Here is a 4,261-nt window from a genome sequence, read left to right on the forward strand (position 1 = left end):
CCAGGTCCCGGTCCGCCCAGAAGAACCCGACCAACCGCTGCGGCAGATCGCCCAGCCCGGCCGCTGCCAGCGCGTCCAACACCGGTCCGACCAGGGGAAGCTCCACGAACCCGTCACGCTCGACCCCGTAGGCGAGCAACTCGGGCATGATCTGCTCGAACGCGGCCAGCTCGCCCGGCCGCTCATCCGCGAGCACCGCGCCGGAATGCGGTGTGCCGGTGGCCGCCAACATCTTCAGTGCGGCGGCCGGCGGGAGCGGGGTGCTCCAGGCCCGGACCCAGCTCCGCCTCGGACCCGGGGGTCCCCGCACCGGCGGGCACCCGCCGGACGGTTCGCCGGTGTCGAGCAGCTCGTGCGCCCGTCGCAGGAACTCGGTGATCAGCTGTACTTCGATCAAGAAGAGCTTGCTGTCCGCGTCCAGCCCCCAGCTGGCCAGCGCGACCAGTGCCCCGGTCTGGTCGAACGCGGGTCCCCCGGAGACGCCCCGGCCGAGCAGCACCCGGACCACCACGTGCCCGCCGACCACCTCGGCGACGGGCACCTGGGTGGCAAGCTCGTGGCCGCTCGGATTGCCCTCGATCACGATCAGCTGATCGCGCTCGGCCGGGGTGGCCCGCACCGACACCTCGGGCGCGTCCAAACCGTCTACCTCGATCAACGCCAGGTCGACGGTGCCCAGCCCGAGCCCGGCCATCTGGTACGCGTCCCGGGCCAGACCGGCGAGCGGGCCGTAGTCGTCCAGCGGGAGGGTCACCCACCGACCGGCCGGGCGTCCGTCGACGAAGATCGGGTGCCCCTCGGCACCGGTCACCACGTGCAGCGCGGTCAGCACCCGGGCCGGGCCGGCCGGGCCGGCAGCGCGCACCACCACCCCGCTGCCCACCCCGTTCACCCCCGGCGCGGTGATCCGCACCACCGAAGGGGCCGGCCGGGCGACCCGGACGGCGGGGCCGAATGGCGCACCCGCCAGCACCGGCCCGAGGCCGGTCAGCAGCAGCGCCCCGGAGTCGAGCCGCCAGGTGACCAGCTCCAGCACACCGGTGGGCGCCCAGTCGTACTCGCGCGGCTCGGCGATCGGTTCGCCCAGGTCCGGGCGGTGCAGGGCTACCCGCCCGTTCTCGGCCACCGGGGCGGCGCCGGTGTCCCAGGCCCGGGCCAGCAACCCGTACACCTCGGCCGTCCAGGCTTCGACCTCGTACGGCGACACCGGGGACAGCAGCCACTGCGCCACCAACAGCTCGATCTGCTCGGTGGCGAAGCCCAGCGGCGTGCGCCCGGCCAGCTCGGCCTCGGTGGTGAGCTGGCGGCCGTCGATCACCAGCAGCCCGGCCGGCGACCGCCGCACCACGGCCGGGCGGCCGTCCACCAGGGTCAGCGTGAACCCGGCGTCGATCACCGCGCGCCGCCCTACCACCACGGCCCGCGCGCCCTCGTCCACGATCAGGTAGGGCGACGCCTCGACGGCCCTGGTCAGCAGTTCGGTGTCCACCCCGAAACCGGCGGCCACCGCCGCGAGGTCCCGCACCTCCACCCCGGCCGCTTCCAGCGTGTCGAACACGTCCGTAGCCAGGGCCGCGATCGACTCGGGGGTCGGATCGAAGTGCGCGGAGACGGTCACCTTCGGCGCGAACAGCCGCCGGCGCCCGGCCGGTTCGGACACCGTGACCACCCAGCGGGCGGTGCGCACGTCATAGCGGTGCACCGCTACGCCGCGGCCCGCGTCGGCATGTGCGGCGATCTTCCGCTCGGTCAGCGCGTACACCCTGCCGACGACTGGTGCCGGCAACTCACCGCCCTCGGCGGCGCGGGAGGCGGCCTCGGCCAGGTAGCGGGCGCGCCGGTCCGGGTCGCCCAGCCCGTGCCGCTCCGCCACCTTCCGGGCGCGGGCCAGCAGCGCGGTGTAGCCGGCGCCGAGCGGGTGCGGATCGCCGGCGTCGGCGGCCGCGAGCACCTCGTCGATCCAGCCCAGGGCGGCCAGCTGGCGCCGGCGGTCGGCCGCGTCGAGCGGGGCGCCGGACGACCGGTCCAGGTGCGCCCTGGCCTCGCGGAGCAGCGCCACGACCTCGGCCAGGCTCAGCCGCCCGTACACCTCCGGCTCGATGTGTAGCAGCAACCGCAGGTACTCGGCCAGCGACCCGTCGACGGCCGCGAACCCCGGCATCTCGGGGTGGAGGTGGTCCGCGAAGCCGGCCGCCCGGCCGTCACCGGGTGCCAGCCGGTCCACCCGGTCGAAGTCGACCTGGTGCTGCCGGCCCAGGGCGTCCAGCCGTACGTTCCGTGCGGCGATCCCGTCCCAGTTGCCGGCCAGCGCGTTCGCCATGTAGTTGATCGCCAGCTGGTCCAGCTGCCGGCGCAGGTCGAACTCGTCCTCGAAGAACTCGTCCCCGCCGGTGACCTCGGCGTCGTCGGTGAGCCGCGCCTGTTCCTCCCGGCTCAGCGGGCCGACGTACCCGGCCACCTCCACGATCGCCAGCCGGCGGACCAAGGTCCGGCCGGTGACCGGGTGGCGCAGCGGGGCACGCAGCATGGCCAGCCGGGAACCCGGCGCCGGCCGGCCGAACCGCCGGAATCGCTCCGTGCCGGCCACCGAGGACGGCCGGAACCGCGGGCCGCGCCCCAGCTTGAGCACCAGCGCTTCGTCCCGCTTGTCCCAGACCAGGATGACGGTGGGGCCGCGGGTGTCTTCCTTGAGCGTGGCGAGGTAGCGTAGCCGCCCGAGCTGGTGCAGCCGCACCCCGGCGCCTTCGTCTCCGCCGGTGAACGGCGAGTCCGGGACCTCGCGGCCGCGCGGCCGGGCCACCCGCACGATCACGCCCAGCACTACCAGGCCCACCCCGACCAGCGCCAACGTCCCCCAGCCCGCGCTCGCCGAATCGGGGGCCAGTCGGTACAGGAGCAGCAGCGCAGCGGTGGTGACCGCCAGCGCCCCGCCGGGCGGACCGGCCTGCTGGTTCCGAGACAGAACCTCTCGCCCCAGGTCGGTCAGCGAGTACTCGGCACGGACGTTGTGCGTGGACCGTTCGGTGACCAGGCGGTGTTGCACCAGGCCGGCCCGGCGCAGCGCGGGGAGCTCACCGGCCAGGCCCAGCTTCATCAGCTCGGCGTGGAACCTCGGCTTGACCAGCGCGCGCAGCAGCGCGAGCCGGCGGCGGTCGGCCGTCTGCTCGGGTGAGGTCGGTTCGGATGGAACCGCCCGTCCGGCCCGTGACGTCGGGTGCGCCGGGAGGGGCGGCACGCCCGAGCGCCGCGTGGCGGGCAGCAACCCGGCGTCGCGCAGCCGGCGCGCCTCGTCGACGAGCGGGTCGATGGACTTGCCCGAGTCAAGCGGGCCGTAAGCCTCGATCACCGCCCACAGCCGCTCGCTGCCGGGCGGTCGGACGTGGCTCCAGGCCGGCGAGATCCGGGCGCGCAGCAGGGTGAACGCCTGCGGAGTCGCAACGACTTCACCCGGCTCCAACCGCACGAACCCGAGCCGCTCCAGCAGTGCCAGCCATCCGGCCACCGCGTCGGTCTCGGGGTGGCGGAAGGTGAAATCGTCCAGCGTGCGCGGCCGGGCGACCAGCTCGACCATCAGCTGGGCCAGCGTGTCCGGAGTGCTCGATCGATCGGGGTACAGCCGGGTCAGCCTGTCGTGCAGCACCAGGGCCGCCTGTTCCCTGTTGAGCCCCCGCGCCCGGCCCAGCGCCTCGGCGACCCCCCGCAACCTGGCCTGGTAGTCGTGGTCGGACACCAGGTGCAGCAGCCGCAGTTCCGCGAGCAGCCGGCCCCCCCGCTTGGACAGCCCGATGCGCTGATCGGCGGCGTTCGACCGCTTGGTCCGGTTCACCAGCCCCCGGGCCTGCAGCCAGCTCAGCCGGCCGGACAGTGCGGCGTAGCCGATCGGGACCAGCTCGGTGAGCTGCCGGTTCGTCCGCCCCGGGTGCCTACCGATTGACAGCAACAGGTCCCACGCGGAGAACCGGGCCGGTGCGGTGTCCCAGCCGAACAGCGGGCTCTCGCTGGTCCAGCGCAACGTCTCCAACAGCTGCCGCGCGTCGGTCCAGCCCTCTTCGCCGGCGGCGAATGCGCGCAGCAGCCTCGCCAGCAGCGCCCGGTAACCGGCGGGGTGGGCGATCCCGCCGGCGGGGTCCAGGTGATCCACCAGCAGGTGTGCCCGTGCCGGCAGCCAGTGGCCGAAGATCCCGGTGCGCGCTTCCCGGAAGTGGTCTTCGATCAGCAGGCCTTCGGCGTGCAGCCGGGCCAGCCAGTCGGTGGTGTCCGG

General features: G+C 74.4%; 1 protein-coding gene. It reads right to left on the reverse strand.

Annotated elements, in window-relative coordinates; translation table 11 throughout:
* Positions 1-4,261 (reverse strand): trypsin-like peptidase domain-containing protein (locus ABEB12_RS35955; protein WP_345703442.1); only part of this gene is annotated, 4,261 nt, incomplete at both ends.

The sequence above is a fragment of the Actinospineispora eucalypti genome (assembly GCF_039543365.1).
In the GTDB taxonomy this organism is placed as follows: Bacteria; Actinomycetota; Actinomycetes; order Mycobacteriales; family Pseudonocardiaceae; genus Pseudonocardia; species Pseudonocardia eucalypti.